A 20,450-nucleotide genomic window follows, 5' to 3' on the forward strand; every position below is an offset into this window, starting at 1 on the left:
TCTTCTTGCGACCCGGCGCCCCGGCAACCCATAATGCCCCGTCGTTCCCTTGCCCACACCGCGGAGGCCCGGTGCGATTCCCCCTCGGCGAAATGACGGTCGGCGACATCCTCGACCGCGGCCTCAAGCTCCTCTTCGCGCGGCTGCCGGCGTTCTACGCCCTGTACCTCTTCATGCTGGCGCCGGTCATCCTCCTCCAGCTTGTCATCCCCTTCCTGCTGGAGGCCATGATCAACGACCTGAACGCCGCCGGCGCGGGCCAGGGCGGGGCGGCGTTCGACCCGACCAACCTGATCCTGTTCTTCGCCGTGTACATGCTCGCCATGGTGCTCACCATCGTGCTGGTGACCATCGGCAACGCCGCCGTGCTCCACATCATCATGGAGGAGTATCAGGGGAACCGCGTCGGCGTCGGGTCGGCGCTCGGGTACGCCCTGGGCCGGTTCTTCCCGCTGCTCGGGGTGTCGCTGCTGTTCGGCCTGATGGTCGGCGTCGGCATCCTGTTCTGCTGCGTGCCGGGCTTCTACCTGCTGGCCACGTACATGTTCGTGACCCAGGTGGTGGTGCTGGAGCGGCGCGGGGTGGGCGAAGCGCTGACCCGCAGCGCGGAGTTGGCCGACGGCTACCGGTGGCGGGTGCTCGGCGTGTACCTGCTGGTCACCCTGGTCAGCGGCTTCGCCCAGGGGTTCGTGGTGCAGGTACTCGGGTTCGTGCTGCCGGGGCAGGAGATGATCCCCGGCCCCGGCGGGCGGATGCAGATCAAGGTGAACGTCGTCAACTCGATCATCAACACGGTCGTCGGCAACCTGGTGAGCATCGTGTTCAGCGCGTACCTGGCGGTGTGTGTCACCCTGCTGTACCTCGACCTGCGCATCCGCAAGGAGGGCTTCGACCTGGAGTTGGCCGCCCTCCGCGGCGAGGAGGGCGAGTTCGACCCGCCGCCGCGCCGCCGCCGGCCGCGTGACGAGGACGACGATTACGACGACGACGACCGCCCCCGCCGCCGGCGGGACGAGGACGACGACTACGACGACGACCGGGGCCGCCGATGACGCCGCCGGCCCCGGACGCGATCCGCGCGCGGGCGGACGAGGTGTTCAAGCTGCACGAATTCGGCGGCAGCGGAGCGGTGTCGGACTGGCTGAAGTCGGTCCTCCGCGCGCTCGCCGAGTTCTTCCGCTGGCTCGGCTCGCTGTGGGACACCAACCAGCCGCTGTTCTGGACGCTGCTCGTCGGCTGCGTGGTGCTGCTCGGCGCACTGGTCACGCACATCGTGCTTCAACTGCGGTGGGCGTTCGCCGAGGCCGGTCGCGGGCGGGCCGACGCGGCGCGGGCCGAGCGGGCGGCGCGGTCGGAGGAGTACCGGCTGGAGGCGGCACGGCGGGCGGCGGCCGGTGACTACACCGAGGCGGTGCGCTACCTGTTCCTGTCGGTGGTGTACTGGTTCGACGAGGCCGGCCGGGTGGGCTTCCGCAAGGCGTACACGAACCGCGAGTACCTGGAGCTGTCCGCCGACCGGGCCGACGTGCGGTCGGCGCTGCGGGTGATGGTGGACGTGCTGGACGACCACTGGTACGGCCAGACGCCGTGCGGCCGCGGCCGGTACGACGAGTGCCAGGCGGTGTACGCCCGGCTGACGACGTGACCGCGGCGCGCCGAACCGAGCGACAACACGGACCCCGATGGCCCCCGCCCCCGACGCCGTTCCCGGAGACCTTCCCGCCGACCCCGCCTCCCGGTTGTGGTGGGCGGTGCCGGCCGTCGGCTTCCTCGCGCTGCTCGTCGTCGCGCTGTTGTTCGGCGGCGGGCCGCAGAAGGTGGACTTCGGCACCAGCTACGACGCCTCCCCCGCCGGGTTCCGCGCCGCGTACCTCCTACTCGAACGCCTCGGTTACCCGGTCGATCGCTCCCGCCGGCCGCCGGCCGGGGACGCCGTCCGCTGGGTGTTCTACCCCGACCACCTCACCGGCAAGGAAGCGACCGCGCTCGACGACTGGGTGCGGCGCGGCGGCGTCGTCCTGCTGGCCGACGACGAGACGGAAGTGGCGGAGAAGCTCGGCCTTCCTGTCGTCGTGTCCGGCGGGCGGGCGAAGGTGCCGGAGCAGTTCAAGGGGCTGCCGTTCGCCCCCGAATTCCACAAGGGCGACGCCTTCACCGCACGCGCGCCCGACGTGTCGCACGTCCTCGCAGGCGGCACCGAGGTGGACGGCCCGCCCGGCGCCGACGCCTGGGGCACCGTCGGCGGCCGGCCCCTCGTGACGATTCACCCGCGCGGCCGCGGCGAAGTGTGGCTGCTGCGCCGGCCGGACGTGTTCGCCAACGACCACCTTCGCGGCGAGGACAACGCCGTCCTGCTGTGCCGGCTCGCCGACGCCATGCTCGCCGCCCACCCCGACCGCCGCATCGCCTTCGACGAATTCTGCCACGGCCTTCGCGACCGGCCGGACGTGGCCGAGCTGCTGTTCCGCCCGCCGGTGCTGTGGATCACGCTGCAGGCGCTGCTACTGACGGCGCTGGTGCTGTGGCACGCCGGCGTGCGGTTCGGCCCCGTCCGCCCCGACCCGCCGCCGCCGCGCCGGTCGAAGGCCGAGTTCCTCGACGCTCTCGCCGGCCTCCTCGAACGCACCGGCGACCGCGGCGACGCCTTCCGCGCCGTCCGCGACGACCTGCTCCGCCGGCTCGAAGCCGAGTACGGCCTCCCCGCCGGTACGCCGCCCGAGCAGGTGGCCCGCGAGGCCGCCCGCCGGCGCGGGGTGAACCCCGACCCGCTCGTGCGCCTGCTGACCGCGGAGGCGCCGCCCGGCGGCCGCGGGGCGGTGCCGTTCCTCGACGCCCTGAAAGCCCTGGAGACCGCCGCCCGTGAATCCCTCCGACCCCGGCCGCGGGATCGCTGACCTGTTCGCCGCCGCCCGCCGCGAGATCGAAAAGGTCGTCGTCGGCCAGGACGACCTCGTCGAGCAGTTGCTCGTCGCCCTGTTCGCGGGCGGGCACGTCCTCATCGAAGGCCCGCCCGGCACGGCCAAGACGCTCCTCGTGCGGGTGGTGGCGAAGCTGTTCGCGTGCGAGTTCAAGCGCGTGCAGCTCACCCCGGACCTGATGCCCGCCGACATCATCGGCACGAACGTGTTCGACCCGCGCGACCAGTCGTTCGCCTTCCGCCGCGGCCCCGTCTTCGGCGAACTCGTGCTCGCCGACGAGATCAACCGCGCGCCGCCGAAGACGCAGGCGGCGCTGCTCGAAGCGATGCAGGAGCGGCAGATCACGGCCGACGGCGTGTCGCACGCTCTGCCGCCGGCGTTCACCGTGTTCGCCACGCAGAACCCGGTCGAGCAGGAGGGGACGTACCCGCTGCCGGAGGCGCAGTTGGACCGGTTCATGATGAAGGTGCTGGCCGCGTACCCGGACGAGGCCGGCGAAGTGGACGTGCTGCGCGTCCACCAGCGCGGCCTGCGCGTCGAGAGTCTGGACCGGTTCAACCTCCAGCGCGTCGGCGGGGCCGCGGACCTGCTTGCAGCGAGGGAGGAGATTTCGGCCCGCACGATCCGCGACGAACTGCTGGGGTACATCGCACGGGTGGTGCGCGGCACGCGGGAGAACCTGCGCGTCGAGGTGGGCGCGAGCCCGCGCGCCGGGCTGATGCTCCTGACCGCGGCGAAAGCCCGCGCCGCACTGCACGGCCGGCCGCACGTGCTGCCGGACGACATCAAGGCCGCCGCGAAGCCCGTGCTGCGGCACCGCCTGATCCTCAAGCCCGGCGCTGAAGTGGACGGCTTCCGCCCCGACGACGTGCTCGACGAGGTGCTCAGCCGGACGGAGATCCCGCGATGACGCCGGTCCCCTCGCGGCGGCTGCTGGCGGTACTCGCGGCGCTGGCAGTGGCCGCGTTCGCGCTCCTGGTGTTCCCCGCGGCATGGCCACTACTCGTGGCCGCGAACGCCGCCGTGCTGCTGGCGGCGCTGCTCGATCTGGCCATGTCGCCGCGGCGTGGGATGGTGCGCGCCGAGCGGCTGGCGCCAGAGCGGATGGCGGTGCGGGCCGAGGCGCACGTCGCGGTCGTGGTGCGGAACCGGTCGCGGCAGTGGCTGCGGGTGAAGGTGCGCGAGTCGGTCCCGGCCGGGTTCCGCGACGGCGAGACAGAGGCGGAGTTGCTGGTGCGGCCGGAGGGGGCCGAGCGCTGGGAGTACGCGGTGACGCCGCGGTCGCGCGGCCGCTACGAGTGGGGGCCGCTGTCGCTGCGGTATCGCTCGACGTTCGGGCTGTGGGAGCTCCCCGCCGGCGAGCCCGCGAGCGGTGAAAGCCGCGTCTACCCGAACCTGTCTCAGCTGGAGCGGTATCACCTGCTGGCGCGCTCCGACCGACTGGCCGCGCTCGGCATCCGCCGCGTGCGGTTCCGCGGCGGCTCGACCGAGTTCGAGTCGCTGCGCGAGTACACCCCGGGCGACGACGTGCGGCAGGTGGACTGGATGGCGACCGCCCGCCGCGCCCGGCTCACGGTGCGGCACCGCGAGGCCGAGCGGAATCAGACCGTGATCCTGTTCGTGGACTGCGGCCGGTTGATGAACGCCACCGAGAACGGCACGTCGAAGCTCGACTTCGCCGTGGACGCGGCGCTCTTGCTGGCGCACGTGGCGCTGGCCCGCGGCGACCGCGTCGGGCTGTGCGCCTTCAGCGGCACGGTTCACGCCTGGCTGCCGCCGCGCGGCAACCTGGCGCAGAACCGGCTCATCGCCGAGACGCTGTACGCGCTGGCCGGCGACTTCACCGAGACGGACCACGCGCGGGCGCTGAAGTTCGTGGGCGCCCGCTACCCGAAGCGGTCGCTGCTGGTGGCGCTGACCGACTTCGTGGACGCCACCACCGCCGCGGACATGGTGGCGCACCTGCAGCTGGCGGCGCGGCGGCACGTCGTGCTGTTCGCGGCGCTGAAGGACGCCTTCCTGGCGCGGGCGGCGGCGGACGTGCCGACGACGGCACTCGAGGGGTTCCGCAAGGCGGCGGCGGTGGGGCTGCTGCGGGAGCGGGCGGAGGTGCTGGAGCAGATCCGCCACGCCGGCGGGCTGGTGGTGGACGCCGAGCCGGACGGCGTGACGCCGCCGCTGGTGAACGGCTACCTGGAGGTGATGCTCGGCGGGAAGCTCTGACCACGCCCTGCGAACGCCACGTACCCCGCAAACAGCCCGCCCGTCGCCGCGGCCGTCGCCCACCGCACCGCGGCCCCAAAGTGCGGAGTCACGAACGCCTCGATCACCCCCGCCACCAGCAGCATGAGCACCGCCCCCGCCAGCAGCCGAAAGGCGTCGCCGCTCGCCGCCCGCAGCGCGTCGGCCCGCGGCAGCCGGCCCGGCGCCAGCACCGCCCACCCGAGCCGGAACCCGCCGCCCGCGGAGACGCAGATGGCACTCAGCTCCAGCACGCCGTGGGTCATAATCAGCGAGTAGAAGCCGACGAGGTAGCCGCCGTTGTACACCAGCCCGGTCAGGGTGCCGAGCATTCGGCCGTTGTACACCAGCAGCAGCACGCCGAGAAAGCAGCCGGCCGCGCCCAGGCCGAACGCCAGAATGGCCACCTTGACGTTGTTCCCGATAATCGTCACGGCCACCAGCGGGCTCTCGGCCGTGCTGAACGTGAAGTTGCCGCGGTACTCGCCCTCCTGCTTCTCCAGCCGCAGGTTCTCGTACTCGACGACGCGCTCGTCGAACAGCGAGTAGGCGACCTCAGGGTCGCGGACGACGGCCAGCCCGGACGCCAGCGTACTGAGGACGAACACGAGCGTCGCCGCCGCGACCGGCCGCCAGTTCCGCCGCAGTGCGCGGGCGAACCCGCCGGTGACGAACTCGACCACCGGCCGGAAGCGGACCCGCTCGGTGGCGTACACTTGCCCGTGGGCGCGGGCGGCGAGCATGTTCAGGTACTGGATTCGAGCGGGGTCGTCGCCGGCGGCGCGGGCGTGCGACAGGTCGATGGTCACCTGGCGGTACAGCCGGCACAGCTGGCGGACGTCGGCGGGGGCGAGCTTGGCGGCGCCGCGGTCGAGGAGCCGGCGGAGTTCGTCCCAGCGCTGGCGGGGGGCGGGTCGCATTCGCACTCCGGGCTGGAACCGGGGCCGAGTATACCAGGGCGCGGGGGCGGCGGCATGCGCTGGACCGACGAAATGCGGGTGGACACGCCCGAGCAGATCGGCCTCGACTTCGAGCTGGCCGGCCTCGGCTCCCGGCTCGTCGCCGCTTTCGTGGACGGCGTCCTGAAGGTGCTCCTGGGGTTCGTCGTCGGCACCCTCGGCCTCGTGCTCGTGGCGCTGCTCACCACGGCGAGCCCGTTCGACGGCTCGCCGACGCTGGTGGTGGCGCTGATCGCCGGGTTCTTCACGGCGCTCTCGCTCGGGTACGGCGTCTACTTCGAGGCCCGCTGGAACGGCCAGACGCCGGGGAAGTGGTTCGCCCACGTCCGCGTCGTGCGGCTCGGCGGCGGGCCGGTTGACGCCACCGCCGCGGCCGTCCGCAACGCGCTGGCGCTGGTGGACCAGCTGCCGATCTTCTACGTCCTGGGGGCAACGCTGGTGCTCCTGACGACGAACCGCCAGCGACTCGGCGACCTGGCGGCGGGCACGGTGGTGATCCGCGAGCGGTACGCCGCCGACGCCCCGGACTCGGCCGAGGAGTTGCTGGAGTACGCGACGGCGGACGTCGCCTTCACACCGGCGCAATTGGCGACGCTGGCCCCGGACGACCGGGCCGTGATCCGGGCGTTCCTGCAGCGCTACCCGGACATGGACCGCGCCGGCCGGGAGCGGCTGGCGGTGCGGATGGCGGCGCGGTTCCACCGCACGACCGGCTACGCCGCCGCCCGCCCGCCCGACGACGGCGAGGCGCGGGCGTTCCTGGCGTCGCTGTTGCGCGACCTGGAGCAGTACCGCCGGCACGGGTGAGATGGCGTCGGGAAATGCCGACGCCCGCGGTCCCGGGGCCGCGGGCGGGGAATGAGTGCGTTCGCGGACGGGATCAGTCAGGACACGGCGGGCAAAGGTGCCGGGCCGTCCGGCCGCTGCTGGTTCAGGGGCAGCAGCTCCTGTCGGTAGATGGCCACCTCACGTGGCGCCTCGATGCCGAGCCGAATCTTGCCGCGGTCGATGTCCACGACCGTGATGCAGATGTTGTCGCCGATGTAGATCTTCTCGCCGAGTTTCCGACTCAGGACCAGCATGATGTGACTCCTCCAGTGAGCCCCGGTCGTCCGCAAACGCTCCGCAATTCTACGCCACGTTTGCGGGCACGCTCCCGAGGCCGGGAAAAACCCTCCGCGTCCTCCCCGGCCACGCTAGCACACCCGCTACGCCCGGCGCAAGTCGCATTCGGGCCGGCGCAAGAGTTTTCCCAACCCGTCCCACGACCGCCGCTTGCGGCCGATGCGGGGGACAGCCCCGCCGGATCTGAGGACACACGAAGGGACAGAAAGGCGCGGCGTGGCCGCTACCACCGGCGCAACCGCGCCACGATCGGACACCCGGTTCCTGGGACGGCGTGACAGCGCGGCGTCACAACCGGAACACTCCGCACGTTACACCCGCGTCAGGGTGCTCGCAGCGGCGGCAAGGAGCTCGGTGTCGTCGTTGCTGTCCAGCGACGCGAGGTTCTGCCGCACCCGCCGGGCGGCCAGCGCCAGGAAGTACCGGCCGGCCGCGGCGTCGGCAAACGGGTCGGCTGAAGCTGCGGCCTCGAGGTGATCCAGCCGCGCCAGCACACACGCCGACACGTACAGGTCGATGGCCACGTCCGCGATCCGCTCGTGGACCAGCTGCGCCTGCGCGAACGTGGCCTCGTCCTTCAGCGACATGAATACGTGCGGCAGCTTCAACCCGAAGTCGCGGATCATCTTCCCCAACTCGTCGGCCGCCGGCTTCAACTCCGCCGCCTTCACCGGCACCGGCGGCGCCGACGTGGTCAGCCAGGGGACCGTGAGGCGGCCGACGACGCCGAGTGACGCGCCGATGTTGCGGAGGCTCCACTTGCCGCGGAGCATGTCGGCGCGCAGCCCCTGCAGCATCATCCCTGGGCCGCGGCAGCCGACCACGGCGATGAACGCCTTTAGCACGTCGTTCGCACCCTCGCCGATGGTGTTGATGCGGGCGTCGCGCATCCACCGCTCCACCGGCTGGTCGCAGAAGTAGCCCTTGCCGCCGTACACCTGCAGCGTGTCGTTCACGACCGTCCACAGGTGCTCGGTGGCGAACACCTTGAGGATGGCGGTTTCGAGCATGTAGTCGGGCGAGCCCTTGTCGATGAACGCGGCGCACTCGGTGGTGGCGGCCTCCATGGCGAACACGTTCGCGGCGGCGAAGGCGATCTTCTTCCGCACCAGCTGGAACTCGGCGAGCGGCTGCTGGAACTGGACGCGGCTCTTGGCGTGAGCCGTCATCGCCTTGAGGCACACCTTGGCGTGCCCCGTGCAGGTGGCGCCGAACGTGACGCGGCCGTAGTTGAGTACGGTGAGCGCCGCCTGCAGGCCGCGGCCGAGCTGGCCGAGGATGTTCTCCTTCGGCACACGCATGTCGGTGAAGCGCATCTTGCCGGTGGCGGTGCCGCGGATCCCGCACTTCTCGGCGCGGGCCTCCAGCACCTCGAAGCCCGGCATGTCGGGCGTCACGAGGAACGCCGTCACCTTCGTGGCCTGCGGGTCTTCGGGCGTCGGCGCCGGGGTGCGGGCCATCACCGTGAGGATGTGGGCGATGCCGCCGTTGGTGATGTAGTGCTTCGTGCCGTTGAGGACGAACGCGGAGCCGTCCGACGTGGGCTTCGCGGTGGTGCGGACGCCGCCGGCGTCGGACCCGGCCTCGGGCTCGGTGAGGGCGAAGGCGCCGATCTTCGAGCCGTCGTACAGCCCGGGCAGCCACTTCGCCTGCTGCTCTTTCGTGCCGAACAGTACGAGTGCCCGGACGCCGATGGAGTGGTGGGCGTTCACGAACACGGCGACGCCGGCGTCGTGCCCGCCGAGTACCTCCATCGTCTTGAGGTACTGCTGCTGGTTGAAGCCGAGGCCGCCGTACTCCAGCGGGATGGTGAGGCGGTACACGTCGAGCTCGGCGAGGCCTTTCACCACGGCGTCGGGGATGCGCGCCTCGCGGTCGATCTTGGCGGCGTCGATGTGGCGGTCGGCGTAGTCGCGGACCTTGGCCGCCATCTCGTCCGCGGCGGCCTGCTTGTCGGCCGGCAGGGTGGGGTACGGAAAGAGGAGTTCGCCCTTGAACTGGCCGTAGAAGAGCGCCTTGGCGAAGCCGACGTCGGGGCCGGCGATGAGTTCTTCGACCTGCTTCCGCTGGTCGGCGATCTGGGCGGCGGTGAGTGCCATCGGGTCGGCCCTCGGACGGGGGGCGGGGACGTGGAATGGTGTATTCTACCGCGGCGTCACCCGACACGCCGCAGCAGCTCGCCGAGTACGTCGCCGTCGCTCGGGTAGTCGGTCGGCAGGATCACCCGCAGCGGGATCGGCACCTCGTCCATCCGGTACGCCGTGCCGGGGCGGTGCACGCCATACACCGCCGTCGTGAACCGTACCGCGGGTCGCAAGTCTGTGTCGGCGTCGGGCGCGTCCAGCAGGATGACGGGGATTCGCTCCAGCTGCGCTCGCGCCGCCGGCGGCAGGTCGGCGACCGTCTCGCCGCCGACGACCAGGCACACGTCTACCTCGCCGCGGGCCAGCAACTCGGGGCCGGTGAACTCGCCGGGGTTGTAGCGCGGGTAGCCGCGGGCCAGGTTCACGCCGAACGGGTAGCCGGTCTGCCACGCGAGCACCGAGTCGGCACCGGCCACGTCGCCGAACCGCCGCATCCGCCGGGCGTAGAACCGCGTGTGCGCGTTCAGGTCGGTGACGAGTTGCAGCAGCGCCTCGACGGTGCGGTGCGCCAGCGGCTCGCGGGTGATGCCGCCGCCGAAGAAGACGATGCCGCACCGGCAGCCCTTCATCCGTCCCGCCAGTTCGGCCCAGGGCTCGGGGGCGGCCGTGCCCGTGGTTTCGATCCCCTTCACCAACAGGCGCAGCTGCCACAGCGCCTCCCAGTGCCGGCCGGGTTCGACGCGGATGAACTGGTCCGCCAGCTTCACCGTCTCCGTCTCGCGGTCGTCCACGACGACGACGTAGCGGTCGCGGCGACCGCCAGGCACAAACCGCCCCACGGGGTCGGCCGAGTACCGCTCCAGGTGCCGCGGGTGCGTCACCGACGGGTTCGATCCCCAGAAGATTACCAGGTCGGCCCGGTTCCGCACCTCGCCGAGCGTACACGTCGATTCGCCCACCTGCTGCAGTGCCATCAGCGACGGCGCGTGCCCCGTGCTGGCGGTGGTGTCGATCGTGGCGCCGATCCGGTCGGCCAGCGCCGTCGCGGCGCGCTGGCCTTCGGTGGTGCTGCGCGACAGGCCGTAGATCAGCGGGGCGCGCGACTCGCGCAGCAAACCGGTGGTCCGGGCGAACGCCGTCTCCGCCTCGACCGCCACACCGTCGACGAGCGCGGCCGGCGGGCGGTGCGTGTTCTGGGCGCGGAGCCACGGGTCCGACAGCGCGCACGTCCCCGTGGCGGCGACGACGCGGCCGGCGTCCACGGTCACGGCGAGGTCGTCACACACGCACCCGCACACGGTGCACGCCACGTCGCGAATGGTCTCGGGCATCGGCTCGCGGGGGTTACTGGGCGGGGACGGCGAACTTCTGCACTCGCTGGTTGCCGGCGTCGGCGACGTACAGGAACCCGCTGCGGTCGAACGCCATCCCGTGCGGCCGGGCCAGCTCGCCGGGCTTCTTACCCGATTCGGTGATGCCGAACAGGTACTTCCCGCCCGCGGTGAACGCCTGCACCCGGTCGTTCAGGCTGCTCACCCAAACACGGTCGTGCTTGTCCACCGCGACGGCGACCGGGCCGAAAGCGTTCTTCCCGCTGCCGAACTCGTGCGCCCCGAACCCGCCGGGGCCGTCGCTGGTGTCGGCCCACGCGGCGAGCGGCTTGCCGTCGGCTGTCAACTGTTGGACGCGACCCGGAGCACCCTCGGTGGCGTAGAACCGGCCGGCGGAATCGCGGGCCAGGAAGTGCGGCCCGCCGAACCGCGACCCGGCCGACTCCTTCCCGCCGAACTTCCCCGGCTCGGTGCCGTGGCCGCCCCACTGGCCGAGGTACTTGCCCGCGGCCGTGAACCATTGAACGCGGTGGTTCCCCTGGTCGGCCACGTACACGGTGCCGTCGGCGAGCAGGACCAGCCCGCCCGGCTGTCGCAGCTCGCCGTCGCCGGTCCCCTTCGTGCCGAACGAGCGGAGCAGCTTGCCGTCGGGCGTGTAGGCGGCGACCTTGTGCTGCTGCATGAACGACAGGTAGATGGTGCCGTCGGCTGCGACCGCGACGCCGCCGGCCTGCGTGCTCTTGCGTTTGGGGTCGTCCCACGGCAGGTCGAACCCGCCGAGGAGCTTGCCGGCGGTGGTGAACCGCTGGACGCGGGCGTTGTTCAGGTCGGTGACGACCACCTCGTCGGCCGGCGTGACGGCGATGCCGATTGGTGAGTAGAACTCGCCCGGCCCTGCCCCCTTCTTCCCCCAGGCGAGGACGAACGTCGGCCCGCGCGGCTCGGCGGCCGGCAGCGCCCCGCCGAGCGGCACGGCGAGCGCGGCCGCCAGGCCGACGGCGACGACGCGGAAGGGGTTCGCCACAGGGTTGCCTCCGGGGTGGCCTTACCCTCGACCCGCGGCGGGCGGGCGGGTGAACTGCTCCAACACCGATTCCACGATCAGGATCAGTTGTACCCGGCGGCTCACGTTGGCGTCGGCCTCCACGCACCGATCGATCAGCTCCAGCAGCCGGTCCGGGCCGACGCGCCGGGCGAACGCCGCCAGCCGGTCGGCCTCCGCCGCGTCCAGGTCGTGGTCGTCGGCGCCGACGCTGAACCGCAGCGCGTGCCGCACCGCCTCCACCAGGAAGCCGACGGCCAGCGACGCCCGCAGCCGCTGGGCGGCGGTGTCCTTGCCGGCGTCCTCGTGGAACGCCTGCCACGCCTCGGAGAGGGCCGCGAAGTTCGGCCGCGGCGCCGTCACCCCTTCGACCAGCGCCTTGCGCAGTTCCCACACCGCGGGGTCTGCGAGCGCAAGCGCCCGGCCCGCGCTGCCGCCGCCGAGCCTCACAAGGCGGTCGAGTTGGTCGGCCGCCACACCCTCGGCTTCGAGCACGGCCCGCTGGTCGGCGGCGCCGAGCGGCGCGAACCGAACCACCTGGCAGCGCGAGAGGACCGTCGGAAGTTGTTGATCGGTGCCGGTGGCCAGCAGTAGCAGGAGCGAGCCGGGGGCGGGTTCTTCGAGCGTCTTCAGAAAGCTGTTGGCCGACTCCTCGTTGAAGTCGTCGGCATCGAGGACGATGCCCACCTTGCGGCGGCCGCGGGCGGGCTTGAGCGACATGCGGGTGCAGAACTCGCGCATCGCCTCGACGGGCAGTTCGTGCTTCCCCTCGGGCGTAGACAGCGTCAGCACGTCGGGGTGGGTGCCGGCCGTCACTTGGGCGCAGCTCGGGCAGTGGTCGCAGGCGGCGAGCGCGGCCGGCGGCTTCTCGCACAGCAGCGCCCTGGCCAGCTCGGTGGCGAACAGTCGCTTGCCGACGCCGTCGGGGCCGACGAGGAGGTAGGCCTGCCCGAGGCGGCCGCGGGCGGCGGCGGCGCGGAAGGCGGCGAGCGCGGCCGACTGGCCGCGGAGGCGGGACCAGGACATGAATCCCCTGCGTCTTCCGGGCTCCCACGCCCCAGACGGTTCGTCCCCCCTATCGTAGTGTCGCGCCCGCGGTTGTCCGCGACCCCGGCCGCTCCCGTATACCAACGGAAACCTGCCGAGGTTCCCGCCATGACCCGCGCCCTCTCCCTGGCGATCCTGCTCGCCGCACTCCCGACCCGCGCCGCGGACCCGCCCCCGAGGCTGTTCGAGCACCCCAACCTCTTCGCGTGGTGCATCGTCCCGTTCGACGCCAAAAAGCGCGGCCCCGAGGAGCGGGTCGCCATGCTGAAGCAGCTCGGGTTCACGAAGTACGCCTACGACTGGCGCGCCGAACACCTCCCCACCTTCGACCGCGAAGTCGGCCTGCTGAAGCAGCACGGCATCGAGCTGACGGCGGTGTGGTTCCCCGCGAACCTCGGGGCCGACGCGCGGGCGCTGCTCGACGTGATCGTCAAGCACAAGGTGACGCCGCAGCTGTGGGTGACGATGGGCGACCCCGGCGGCGCCGACCAAGCCGCGAAGGTCGCCAACGCCGTGAAGGTGCTTCGCCCGATCGCCGACGAGGCGGCCAAGTTCGGCTGCAAGGTCGCACTGTACAACCACGGCGGCTGGTTCGGCGAGCCCGCCAATCAGGTCGCGGTCGTCGAGGCTCTCAAGCTGCCGAACGTCGGCATCGTCTACAACCTGCACCACGGCCACGACCACCTGCCGCGCTTCCGCGAACACCTCGCCGCGATGCGGCCGCACCTGCTGGCGCTGAACCTCAACGGGATGCTGCCCGACGGGGAAAAGTTAGGGAAGAAGATTCTCCCGCTCGGCGTCGGAACGCTCGATCTGAAAATGCTCCGCGACATCGCCGCCGGCGGCTACGCGGGTCCGATCGGCATCCTCGGCCACACGCAGGATGACGCCGAGGCGCGGCTGCGCGACAACCTCGACGGCCTGGCGTGGCTCCGGCCGCAGCTCGCCGGCACGCCCGCGGGGCCGTTCCCGAAGCTCCGCACGCACCCGGGTCGGCCGTAAGGTTTACCCCGCCCGCACCACCGGCGCGCCGACGGGCTCTGAGTCGTGGTTCTGACACGTCGGCGCGCTGCGGGGCACGGGGGCGGGGCGGTAGAGTGACGCTCCCGGGACGGGGCGCGGGGGCGCCTCATCGCGGGAACGGGGGCGACATCATGACCACGCAAGTGGAACTGCTACCGGCCGACGTCTTCGCCGGCGTGTGGAACAAAAGCGGCTCACTCGAGGAAGCAGCGACGAAGGTGAAGGAGATGGTCGGCGGCCGCGCCCCGCGGTGGGCGGTGCTGGCAAGGGCCACGGCAATGCGGAAGGCGGGGGCGGACCTGAAGCGGTTCCCGATCGGCGACAAGTAAGGGGGACGGCGATGGCGGTGGTCCACGTCTCGGCGCACCCGCTGGTCCGGCACAAGGTGGCCCGGCTCCGCGCCGCCGACACCAAACCGCCGGAGTTCCGCGACCTCGTCGCCGCCATCTCGCGCGTCCTGTTCCTCGAAGCGACGGCCGACCTGCCGCTGCGGCCGGTGCCGGTCCGCACGCCGCTCGCCGACACCACCGGCGAGGAGATCGCCGCCCGCGTCGGGCTGGTGCCGGTACTGCGGGCCGGGCTCGGCATGGCCGACGCCATGCTCCAGGCGCTGCCGGAAGCCAGCGTGTGGCACCTCGGCCTGTACCGCGACCACGCCACGCTGAAGCCGGTGACGTACTACAACAAGCTCCCCGCGCAGCCGGACATGGACGTGGCGCTGGTGCTCGACCCGATGCTCGCCACCGGCGGGAGCGCCGTCGCGGCCATCGACATCCTCAAGAAGGCCGGCATCGCCCGGGTCGTGTTCGTCGGCCTGATCGCCGCCCCGGAGGGGATCGCGGCGCTCGTCGCGGCTCACCCGGACGTGCCGCTCTACCTCGCCGTGCGGGACGAGAAACTCAACGACATCGGCTACATCCTGCCGGGGCTGGGCGACGCGGGCGACAGGCAGTTCGGGACGCGGTGAGGTGGAAAAGAGCGGGTCGGCCCGGCGGGCCGGCGTGAGCCGGTCCGGGGGTGCAACAGGACACGCCGACGTTGCCGCCGCGCGCCCCGGGGATGAACGGGGTTTGCACCACGTCAGCCCTTCGGCAGCCAGGCGACCTCCAACCCAATTTGGGGGGAGTTGGAGGCCCGTAGCTTTGCGCCCCCGCCTCGCGACGGGTTAGCCCTTTCGAGGATGAAAGGTGTTGGCGCCCCCGGTCCCGCCGGGGCCGACCCCGGCCGTGCAGCCAAAACCCGCACAGCCGTTCGCTACAAGTCCTTAGAACCGGTTCCGGCTCGCCGCAACTCGCCAACGCCAGTTTATCCTCGAACCAAAATTCTTGTTTCCGGCCGAGGGGGGTCGATCCGCGGAACCATGTCACCGACTCATAAAAATCACTGTCGGAACGTCGACCTCAGTTCCACTGCGCCACCTCCCGCAAGGCCTGCGACAGAAACCCGCCCACCGTCTCGACATCGGACGCCCCCGGCGCCGCGGCGAGGTACGCTCGCAGGTGGGGCACGGCCCGACCCGGCCGACCCGCGTGGATCAGGCACACGCCCAAATCCCGCCGCTGATCCGCGTCCTTCGGAAGGAGGGACACCAGTCGCTCCGTCGTGCGGGCGGCGCGGGCGAAGTCGGCCGTCTTCAGGTAGACGCTCTTGAGATTCGTCAGCAGCCGCACGGCCACGGCGGCGTTCGGGGCGGCCGCCATCGCATCGGGCGTGAGCTCGAACGGCCGGCCGGTCGCCTCCTCAACCAACTTCGCGCAGTCGGCGGCGTCGAGGAAGCGGCCGGCGTGGAAGGGGTCGAAGAACACCGCGGCGCCGTCCTCCCCCACCACCTTCGCCACGAAGTGCCCCGGCAGGCCGACGCCCTCCACGGTCAGGCCGGCGCGGGTGCCAACGGCCGCGGCCACGAGCGACAGCGTGATCGGCAGGCCGAGTTTGCGGTCGAGTACGTCGTTCAGGTAACTGTTCCGCGGGTCGTAGTAGTCGGCCTGGTTGCCGGCGAATTCCTCGTCGGCGAACAGGAGGTGCGTGAGCTCAGCGGCGTCGGCGGTGAGGCGGCCGGTGAGCCGCTGGGCGAGGCGGTCGGCCAGGTCGTCGAGGCGGGCGAGGTAGACGGCCGGGTCGAGGTCGGGGTACTCGTCGCGGGCCAGGTGGAGGGCGAGCTCGGCCAGGTCGGCGGGGTGGTGCGGGTCGGCGGCGAGGGCCGCGAGGGTGGCGGGGAGGTCCATGCCGGCATCATACGCCGCGGGCTCGCCTCACTCCTCCCCCGCCACCCACGGCCGCGTCAGCCGGTACACCGCCACCCGCAACCGGGGGTGGTCGCGGCCCACCACCGGCTCGGTCCCGCCGTACAGGTTCGGCACCGTCTGCGCCTTCAGCCCGTCGTCCCACACGAACTCCGCCACCACCTCGGCGCCGGCGGGCGGCTCGGGCGGGAACCACAGCCACCCCGCGAACGGGCGCGGGAAGTCCGCTTCGGCGGGGAAGCGCGGCAGCACCAGGTAATCTCCCTCGGACAGCCGTGACGCCCCGACCACGGCCGGCGTCATCCCCGCGCGCTCGCAGTAAAACTGGAAGCCCCAGTGCCCGACGTACCACGCCCGACTCCCCGCAGGAATCACGGCCGCGGCCCGTTCGGCGAGCACCTTCTCCGGCAGCGCGTCGTACCCGTCCAGCGCCGCCAGCAGCACGCCGGCGCCGACGCCGAACGGGACCACCCACCGCGCCGGCGGCCGCGCCGGGGTGCGGCTCACGACCCGCGCCGCCAGCACGCCGACCGCCAGTGACACCCCGATGACACGCCGCGCCGCCGGGAACGGTGTCATACCGAAGTAGCCGCCCAGTTCTAGCAGCACCCAGCCGACCACGAACCAGTTCCCGGCGTCGCGCGCGTCCCGGCGCCCCAGCAGCCGCAGCGCCGCGGCCAGCGCCGTGAGCAGCACGGCGGCGCCGGTCGTGCGCCACACCAGCGTCGGCAGCGTCAGCTTCGGGTGCTCCCTGGTGCCGACCAGCACCGCGTCCGCGCCGGACGTGACGGCGATGAGCGCCGCACCGATCAGCCACAGCACCGCACCGCCGGCGATGAGCCCGCGCGGCAGGCCGAGCGAGCGCTGGGCGTACAGCGCGAAGCCGACGCCGAGCACGCCGAGGTGCCCGGCCAGCGGCGCCACCAGGTCGAACTTGTCGGCGAGCCAGCCGTCTTCGGAAGCGGCCTGCTGCCCCGCGTGGTGGAGGAAGTGCGACGTGCCGTACTTCAACTGCACGAGCCCTTCCCACGCCGCGAACCCGCCGGCGGCCGCAGCGACGGCGACGACGGCGAGCGCGAGTCGGCGGTGCGTCAGGCCGTACCAGCCGAGCACGGCGGGGGCGACGAGGGCGGTGTATTTGGTCTGCATCGCCAGCGCCGCGAGTAGGCCCGCGCCGACGGCGAGGCACCACGAACCGCGGTCGGCGGCGCGGGCGAACACGGCCAGGGCCGCAAGCCCGAGCGCCGCCGCGGGCACGTCGAGCATCAGGTTCACCATCGGCAGCACCGCCGGCGACAGCACGATCAGCGGCAGCGCGGCGGCTTCTGTTCCGGGGGCGAAGCGGCGCAGCAAGTCGCGCAGGGCCCACGCCAGCAGCCACGCGACGGGGAACAGCCACAGCTTCAGCAGCACGGGTTCGACGCCGACGACCCGCACGCCGGCGGCCAGCCAGTACGGCAGGACAGGCGGACAGAGGATGTCCATGGCCGGCTCGGGGGCGTCGTACCAGAAGAGCTCGAAGCCGTACGGGTCGGCGGGGGCGGCGGCGATGTGCCGGGCGAACGCGAGGTACGCGGTGTCGTCCACGACGACCGGCTTGGCGGCGTTGGCGAGCGTGACGACTCCCGCCAGGATCAGCAGCCTGGAATTCACGCGATCGCCTTGGGTGTCGCGTGAGGGGGTGAAGGGGTGAAGGGGTGGAGGGGTGACGAAAACACCCGCACGCACCCCTTCACCCCTACACCCCTTCACCCCTTCATCTCCCCCGCTGGCCGGCGGGCTGCTAAAATACGCCCGTGGGCTACGGATTCCACACCCCAGATGGGTCGCCGTTGACGGACAACGCCCTCCACGCCTACCTCCTCGGTCGGCTGGACTTCGACGCCCTCCTGCCGCTGCAGCGGCGCGTCGCCTACGACATCACCGGCGAACCCGGCAGCGGCGCCGTCCTCGTCTGCGAGCACCCGCCCGGCATCACCGTCGGCCGCGAGGGGAGCCGGGCGCACGTGCGGCCCGAGCCCGAAGAACTCACCGCCCGCGGCTGGCCCGTCCGCTGGGTCGCCCGCGGCGGCGGCGTCCTGCTCCACCTCCCCGGGCAGGTCGCGTGTTACCCCGTCCTGCCGCTCGCCGAGCTGAACCTCACGCCGGCCGCGTACGTCGCCGAATTGCAAGCGCTCGTGATCGACGTACTCGCCGCCTGCGCCCTTCACGGCGAAGCCGATCCCAACGCGCCCGGCGTGCGCGTGAACGGCCGGCGCATCGCCCATGTCGGCGCCGCGGTTCGTGGCGGCGTCACGGCGTTCGGGCTCGTGCTGAACGTCGATCCCGACCTGGAGCCGTTCCGCGCCGTCCACTGCGACGGCGACCCGCAGCCGATGACCTCGGTGCAGCGCGAGTCGCCGTCGCGGGTGCGGATCGCCGGCGTCCGCACGCAGTTGGTGGAAGCGGTCGCGGCCCGGTTCGGGTTCGCCCGCGTGTCCCTGTTCCACACCCACCCGGGGCTCGCCCCCCGGCCCGAGGCCCATGCGCGCGCTACCGGTACTCGATAAGCCGACCGCCCCCGGCCGCCTGCCGGCGTGGCTGAAGCGCCCGCTGCCGAAGGGCAACGGCAACGCCTTCACGCAGACGCTGCTCGACGACCTGAAGCTCGAAACGGTCTGCGAGAACGCCAAGTGCCCGAACCGGCCCGAGTGCTGGAGCCGCCGCACCGCCACGTTCATGGTGCTCGGCAACGTCTGCACCCGCCCGTGCGGCTTCTGCTCGGTCCCGAAGGGCGAGCCGCTCGCCGTCGAGACCGACGAGCCCGAGCGCCTCGCGGAAGCGGCCGTGCGGCTGGGGCTGAAGCACGTCGTGATTACTTCCGTGACGCGGGACGACCTGCCGGACGGCGGCGCGAGTCACTTCGCGGCGTGCGTGCGGGCGGTGAAGGCGCGGATGCCCGCGGCCGCGGTCGAGGTGCTGACACCCGACTTCGGCGGCAACGCGGCGGCGATCGACGCCGTGGTGGCGAGCGGCCCCGAGGTGTTCAACCACAACATCGAGACGGTGCCGCGGCTGTACCGCGCCGCCCGCGGCCGCGCCGAGTACCGCCGCAGCCTCGACTTGCTCGAGCGCGTGAAGAACACGGCCCCCGCGATGGTGACCAAGGCCGGCCTGATGCTCGGCGTCGGCGAGACGATCGACGAGCTGTTCGACGTGCTGGCCGACCTGCGCGCGATCCGCTGCGACGTGGTAACGCTCGGCCAGTACCTGGCGCCGACGTACAAGCACAGCCTGCCGGTGGCGCGGTACGTGCCGCCCGCGGAGTTCGACGACATCGCCGCGAAGGCGCGGCTGCTGGGCTTCCAACAGGTGGTGGCGGGGCCGTTCGTGCGGTCCAGCTACCACGCCGACGAGATGGTGCCGACCCGTGCCGCGAGTGCCGATTGAGCTGCCGGACCTGGGCGCCCCGCGGGCCGTGCTGAGCCTGTGGTACGCCCGCGTCGGCGACCGCGTGTTCGCCGGCGACCGCGTCGCCGAGGTGCTCATCCCCGGCGCCACCGTGGACGTGCCGGCGCCGGTCGGCGGCGTGGTCGCGGCGCAGGCGGTGCTGGCGAACGACCCGCTGGTAGCTGGACAGCTGATTGGGGAAATCCAGGAAGATTAACCACAGAGTCACAGAGGGCACAGAGAAGAAGACAGAAGGCAGAGACAAAACCAATTTAGAATCTTCGTTCTCCCTCGGTATTTGGTTCTCTCTCTGTGTCCTCTGTGACTCTGTGGTGAATCCTCTGTTCCCGACCATGCCCAAGCCCGCGTTCCTCTCGCTCGACGGCCCCGACGGCACCGGCAAGTCCACGCAGCACGCGCTGCTGGTCGACTGGCTGGCCGCGCAGGGCGTGCCCGTCACGGCCTGCACCGACCCCGGCGGCACCGCCCTCGGCCAGCAGCTGCGGCAACTCCTGCTGTTCGGCCGCGACCACCGCATCGCCCTGCCGGCGGAGGCGATGCTGTTCATGGCGTCGCGGGCGCAGCTGGTCGAGGAGGTGATCCGCCCGGCGCTGGCCCGCGGCGAGGTGGTCGTGGCCGACCGGTACACACTGGCGAACGTCGTGTACCAGGGCCACGCCGGCGGCCTGAACCCGAAAGACCTGTGGGCCGTCGGCCGCGTCGCCACCGGCGGCCTCGACCCCGACCTCACCCTCGTGTTCGACGCCGACCTGGACGTGGCGCTGGCGCGCCGCACCCGCGCCGCCGACCGGCTGGAGGAGCGCGACCGCGAGTACCAGGAGGCGGTGCGGCGCGGCTTCCTGTACGAGGCGGGCGTGCGGCCGGGGCCGTACCAGATCGTGGACGCCACGCCCGATCTGGCGACGGTGCAGCAGGCCGTGCGGGCGAAGGTGGCCCGGCTGCTGACGGACTTCGGCTGGTCGGTGACGGAGGCGGGCGGCTGACCCC

The 20,450-nt window shown here is 72.1% G+C and carries 21 protein-coding genes and 1 riboswitch; of the genes, 13 read left to right on the plus strand and 8 right to left on the minus strand.

Annotated elements, in window-relative coordinates; translation table 11 throughout:
* The first annotated feature begins 71 nt into the window (after positions 1 to 71).
* Genes ETAA1_RS23760 through ETAA1_RS23780 form a run of 5 tightly spaced genes read left to right on the plus strand, consistent with a single transcriptional unit; the run spans position 72 to position 5,141 of the window.
* Positions 72 to 1,052, plus strand: a complete 981-nt coding sequence (locus ETAA1_RS23760) for a hypothetical protein (protein WP_145242960.1) — start codon at positions 72 to 74, stop codon at positions 1,050 to 1,052.
* On the plus strand, positions 1,049 to 1,645 hold the full coding sequence (locus ETAA1_RS23765; protein ID WP_145242962.1) for a DUF4129 domain-containing protein: 597 nt from the start codon (positions 1,049 to 1,051) through the stop codon (positions 1,643 to 1,645). The genes ETAA1_RS23760 and ETAA1_RS23765 overlap by 4 nt, the downstream gene beginning before the upstream one ends.
* A gap of 37 nt (positions 1,646 to 1,682) precedes the next feature.
* On the plus strand, positions 1,683 to 2,894 hold the full coding sequence (locus tag ETAA1_RS23770; protein ID WP_145242964.1) for a DUF4350 domain-containing protein: 1,212 nt from the start codon (positions 1,683 to 1,685) through the stop codon (positions 2,892 to 2,894).
* Positions 2,860 to 3,828, plus strand: coding sequence for an AAA family ATPase (locus ETAA1_RS23775; protein WP_202920367.1), 969 nt, complete (start codon positions 2,860 to 2,862; stop codon positions 3,826 to 3,828). Before ETAA1_RS23770 ends, ETAA1_RS23775 begins: the two co-directional genes overlap by 35 nt.
* Positions 3,825 to 5,141: a DUF58 domain-containing protein gene (locus tag ETAA1_RS23780; protein ID WP_145242966.1), complete on the plus strand. Its 1,317-nt coding sequence runs from the start codon at positions 3,825 to 3,827 to the stop codon at positions 5,139 to 5,141. The genes ETAA1_RS23775 and ETAA1_RS23780 overlap by 4 nt, the downstream gene beginning before the upstream one ends.
* Here ETAA1_RS23780 and ETAA1_RS23785 read toward each other — a convergent pair.
* Positions 5,108 to 6,079 carry a stage II sporulation protein M gene (locus ETAA1_RS23785; protein ID WP_145242968.1) on the minus strand — a complete coding sequence of 324 codons (972 nt, stop codon included), beginning with the start codon at positions 6,077 to 6,079 and terminating at the stop codon, positions 5,108 to 5,110. The two genes, ETAA1_RS23780 and ETAA1_RS23785, sit on opposite strands and share 34 nt — an antisense overlap.
* A gap of 54 nt (positions 6,080 to 6,133) precedes the next feature.
* Between ETAA1_RS23785 and ETAA1_RS23790 the strand changes: the two genes are divergently transcribed.
* Positions 6,134 to 6,925, plus strand: coding sequence for an RDD family protein (locus tag ETAA1_RS23790; RefSeq protein WP_145242970.1), 792 nt, complete (start codon positions 6,134 to 6,136; stop codon positions 6,923 to 6,925).
* 77 nt (positions 6,926 to 7,002) lie between these two features.
* On the opposite strand, the gene ETAA1_RS23795 is transcribed toward ETAA1_RS23790, so the two are convergent.
* The 5 genes from ETAA1_RS23795 to ETAA1_RS23815 form a co-directional block, all read right to left on the minus strand.
* A complete protein-coding gene (locus tag ETAA1_RS23795; protein WP_145242972.1) occupies positions 7,003 to 7,200 on the minus strand; it encodes a carbon storage regulator in 198 nt (65 codons plus the stop codon).
* Between the two features lie 354 nt (positions 7,201 to 7,554).
* A complete protein-coding gene (locus tag ETAA1_RS23800; protein WP_145242974.1) occupies positions 7,555 to 9,342 on the minus strand; it encodes an acyl-CoA dehydrogenase family protein in 1,788 nt (595 codons plus the stop codon).
* Between the two features lie 56 nt (positions 9,343 to 9,398).
* Positions 9,399 to 10,658 carry a formylmethanofuran dehydrogenase subunit B gene (locus ETAA1_RS23805; protein ID WP_145242976.1) on the minus strand — a complete coding sequence of 420 codons (1,260 nt, stop codon included), beginning with the start codon at positions 10,656 to 10,658 and terminating at the stop codon, positions 9,399 to 9,401.
* Between the two features lie 13 nt (positions 10,659 to 10,671).
* On the minus strand, positions 10,672 to 11,682 hold the full coding sequence (locus ETAA1_RS23810) for an NHL repeat-containing protein (protein ID WP_145242978.1): 1,011 nt from the start codon (positions 11,680 to 11,682) through the stop codon (positions 10,672 to 10,674).
* Positions 11,683 to 11,703: 21 nt separating this feature from the next.
* The gene (locus tag ETAA1_RS23815) at positions 11,704 to 12,726 is read right to left on the minus strand and encodes a DNA polymerase III subunit (RefSeq protein WP_145242980.1); all 1,023 of its coding nucleotides are present in this window, start codon (positions 12,724 to 12,726) and stop codon (positions 11,704 to 11,706) included.
* A gap of 129 nt (positions 12,727 to 12,855) precedes the next feature.
* On the opposite strand from ETAA1_RS23815, the gene ETAA1_RS23820 reads away from it, so the two are divergent.
* From ETAA1_RS23820 to upp, 3 genes are all read left to right on the plus strand, one after another.
* On the plus strand, positions 12,856 to 13,749 hold the full coding sequence (locus tag ETAA1_RS23820) for a sugar phosphate isomerase/epimerase family protein (protein ID WP_145242982.1): 894 nt from the start codon (positions 12,856 to 12,858) through the stop codon (positions 13,747 to 13,749).
* A gap of 152 nt (positions 13,750 to 13,901) precedes the next feature.
* Entirely contained in the window at positions 13,902 to 14,099 is a 198-nt protein-coding gene (locus ETAA1_RS23825) for a hypothetical protein (RefSeq protein WP_145242984.1), read from the plus strand.
* A gap of 11 nt (positions 14,100 to 14,110) precedes the next feature.
* Positions 14,111 to 14,737 (plus strand): uracil phosphoribosyltransferase, encoded by a 627-nt coding sequence (gene upp, locus ETAA1_RS23830; RefSeq protein WP_145242986.1) that lies wholly within the window; start codon positions 14,111 to 14,113, stop codon positions 14,735 to 14,737.
* A 120-nt stretch (positions 14,738 to 14,857) separates the two neighbouring features.
* Positions 14,858 to 14,951, minus strand: a riboswitch (cyclic di-GMP riboswitch).
* Between the two features lie 219 nt (positions 14,952 to 15,170).
* Here upp and ETAA1_RS23835 read toward each other — a convergent pair.
* Both ETAA1_RS23835 and ETAA1_RS23840 read right to left on the minus strand, forming a co-directional pair.
* A complete protein-coding gene (locus ETAA1_RS23835; protein ID WP_145242988.1) occupies positions 15,171 to 15,995 on the minus strand; it encodes a SirB1 family protein in 825 nt (274 codons plus the stop codon).
* 27 nt (positions 15,996 to 16,022) lie between these two features.
* Entirely contained in the window at positions 16,023 to 17,666 is a 1,644-nt protein-coding gene (locus tag ETAA1_RS23840) for a glycosyltransferase family 39 protein (RefSeq protein WP_145242990.1), read from the minus strand.
* A gap of 179 nt (positions 17,667 to 17,845) precedes the next feature.
* Here ETAA1_RS23840 and lipB point away from each other — a divergent pair, with 179 nt between their 5' ends.
* The 4 genes from lipB (at position 17,846) to tmk (ending at position 20,446) form a co-directional block, all read left to right on the plus strand.
* Entirely contained in the window at positions 17,846 to 18,562 is a 717-nt protein-coding gene (lipB, locus tag ETAA1_RS23845; RefSeq protein ID WP_202920368.1) for a lipoyl(octanoyl) transferase LipB, read from the plus strand.
* Positions 18,537 to 19,442, plus strand: coding sequence for a lipoyl synthase (lipA, locus tag ETAA1_RS23850; RefSeq protein WP_145242994.1), 906 nt, complete (start codon positions 18,537 to 18,539; stop codon positions 19,440 to 19,442). Before lipB ends, lipA begins: the two co-directional genes overlap by 26 nt.
* Entirely contained in the window at positions 19,432 to 19,659 is a 228-nt protein-coding gene (locus ETAA1_RS23855; protein ID WP_202920369.1) for a lipoyl domain-containing protein, read from the plus strand. The genes lipA and ETAA1_RS23855 overlap by 11 nt, the downstream gene beginning before the upstream one ends.
* 136 nt (positions 19,660 to 19,795) lie before the next feature.
* Positions 19,796 to 20,446, plus strand: coding sequence for a dTMP kinase (gene tmk, locus ETAA1_RS23860; RefSeq protein WP_145242998.1), 651 nt, complete (start codon positions 19,796 to 19,798; stop codon positions 20,444 to 20,446).
* Positions 20,447 to 20,450: the final 4 nt, after the last annotated feature.

The organism is Urbifossiella limnaea (assembly GCF_007747215.1).
Classification (GTDB): Bacteria; Planctomycetota; Planctomycetia; order Gemmatales; family Gemmataceae; genus Urbifossiella; species Urbifossiella limnaea.

Coding starts and splice junctions, on each gene's coding strand:
- ETAA1_RS23805 (WP_145242976.1), bottom strand. CDS start 10,658: ATGCCCGAGACCATTCGCGACGTGGCGTGCACCGTGTGCGGGTGCGTG.
- ETAA1_RS23790 (WP_145242970.1), top strand. CDS start 6,134: ATGCGCTGGACCGACGAAATGCGGGTGGACACGCCCGAGCAGATCGGC.
- upp (WP_145242986.1), top strand. CDS start 14,111: ATGGCGGTGGTCCACGTCTCGGCGCACCCGCTGGTCCGGCACAAGGTG.
- ETAA1_RS23770 (WP_145242964.1), top strand. CDS start 1,683: ATGGCCCCCGCCCCCGACGCCGTTCCCGGAGACCTTCCCGCCGACCCC.
- ETAA1_RS23780 (WP_145242966.1), top strand. CDS start 3,825: ATGACGCCGGTCCCCTCGCGGCGGCTGCTGGCGGTACTCGCGGCGCTG.
- ETAA1_RS23825 (WP_145242984.1), top strand. CDS start 13,902: ATGACCACGCAAGTGGAACTGCTACCGGCCGACGTCTTCGCCGGCGTG.
- ETAA1_RS23785 (WP_145242968.1), bottom strand. CDS start 6,079: ATGCGACCCGCCCCCCGCCAGCGCTGGGACGAACTCCGCCGGCTCCTC.
- tmk (WP_145242998.1), top strand. CDS start 19,796: ATGCCCAAGCCCGCGTTCCTCTCGCTCGACGGCCCCGACGGCACCGGC.
- ETAA1_RS23835 (WP_145242988.1), bottom strand. CDS start 15,995: ATGGACCTCCCCGCCACCCTCGCGGCCCTCGCCGCCGACCCGCACCAC.
- ETAA1_RS23795 (WP_145242972.1), bottom strand. CDS start 7,200: ATGCTGGTCCTGAGTCGGAAACTCGGCGAGAAGATCTACATCGGCGAC.
- ETAA1_RS23765 (WP_145242962.1), top strand. CDS start 1,049: ATGACGCCGCCGGCCCCGGACGCGATCCGCGCGCGGGCGGACGAGGTG.
- lipA (WP_145242994.1), top strand. CDS start 18,537: ATGCGCGCGCTACCGGTACTCGATAAGCCGACCGCCCCCGGCCGCCTG.
- ETAA1_RS23815 (WP_145242980.1), bottom strand. CDS start 12,726: ATGTCCTGGTCCCGCCTCCGCGGCCAGTCGGCCGCGCTCGCCGCCTTC.
- ETAA1_RS23800 (WP_145242974.1), bottom strand. CDS start 9,342: ATGGCACTCACCGCCGCCCAGATCGCCGACCAGCGGAAGCAGGTCGAA.
- ETAA1_RS23820 (WP_145242982.1), top strand. CDS start 12,856: ATGACCCGCGCCCTCTCCCTGGCGATCCTGCTCGCCGCACTCCCGACC.